1 protein-coding gene is annotated in these 1,381 nt (G+C 70.6%); it reads left to right on the top strand.

Annotation, left to right across the window (positions count from 1 at the left end):
- A partial coding sequence (locus tag BSB02_RS39160) for an L-serine ammonia-lyase (RefSeq protein ID WP_084966068.1) occupies positions 1-1,379 on the top strand: 1,379 nt, incomplete at its 5' end.
- Positions 1,380-1,381 lie beyond the last annotated feature (2 nt).

The following is a 1,381-nucleotide window of genomic DNA, read 5'->3' as shown; positions in this document are numbered from 1 at the left end:
GCGTCTTCGACCTTTTCAAGATCGGTATCGGTCCGTCCAGCTCGCACACCGGCGGCCCGATGGCCGCCGCGCACCGCTTCGCCCGCGGCCTGGACGCCGACGGCCTGCTCGGCCAGGTCGCCCGGGTGCAGGCCATCCTGTACGGCTCGCTCGGGCTGACCGGCAAGGGCCACGGCAGCGACAAGGCCGTGCTGCTGGGGCTGTCCGGCGACAAACCCGAGCTCGTCGACGTGGACACCGTCGAACCCCGGCTGGCCCGGATGCGCGCCACCGGCACCCTCGAGTTGTACGGCAAGCACCCCATCCCGTTCGCGGCCGGCGAGGACCTGATCTTCGAGCGCAAGACCAGCCTGCCCGGGCACCCCAACGGCATGCGCTTTGTCGCCTTCGATGCCGACGGGGCGGTGCTGCGGGAGAAGGTGTACTACTCGGTGGGCGGCGGCTTCGTGGTCGATGAGAGTGCCACCGGCGCCGACCGGATCAAACCCGATGACACGGTGCTGCCCTACCCGTTCGCCACCGCCGCCCAGCTTTTGGCGCACTGCGAGCAGACCGGGCTGTCGATCTCCGGGCTGATGCTGGCCAACGAGCAGGCCTTCGGCCGCACCCAGGAGCAGATCCGGGAGGGGCTGCTGCGCCTGTGGCGGGTGATGGCCGCCTGCGTGCGGCGGGGCATCGCCGCCGAGGGGGTGCTGCCCGGCGGGCTGAAGGTGCGGCGGCGCGCCAACCAGCTGTATCGGCGGCTGCAGGCCGAGGCGCCGGACAAGGATCCGCTGCACGCCATGGACTGGGTCACCTTGTGGGCGCTGGCGGTCAATGAGGAGAACGCCGCCGGGGGGCGGATCGTCACCGCGCCGACCAACGGGGCGGCCGGCATCGTCCCGGCGGTGCTGCACTACTACGCCCGGTTCGTCCCGCACGCCGGGCCGGGCGAGGCCGAGGACGGGATCGTGCGGTTTTTGCTGACCGCGGCGGCGATCGGGGTGTTGTTCAAGGAGAACGCCTCCATCTCCGGGGCGGAGGTGGGCTGTCAGGGGGAGGTGGGGTCGGCCTGTTCGATGGCGGCGGCCGGGTTGACCGAGGTGCTGGGCGGCACCCCGGCGCAGGTGGAGAACGCCGCCGAGATCGGGATCGAGCACAATTTGGGGTTGACGTGTGATCCGATCGGCGGGCTGGTGCAGATTCCGTGCATCGAGCGCAACGCGGTGGCCTCGATCAAGGCGATCACCGCGGCGCGGATCGCGTTGCGCGGGGACGGCCGGCATTTCGTGTCGCTGGACAAGGCGATCAAGACGATGCGGGACACCGGGCGGGACATGCTGGACAAGTACAAGGAGACCTCCCGCGGCGGGCTGGCGGTCAACGTCATCGAATGCTGACG

The sequence above is a fragment of the Thermoactinospora rubra genome, from assembly GCF_002093975.1.
Taxonomy (GTDB): domain Bacteria; phylum Actinomycetota; class Actinomycetes; order Streptosporangiales; family Streptosporangiaceae; genus Nonomuraea; species Nonomuraea rubra_A.
Note: the sequence above shows the minus strand (reverse complement) of the source record. Positions and strands in the feature narration are given on the sequence as shown.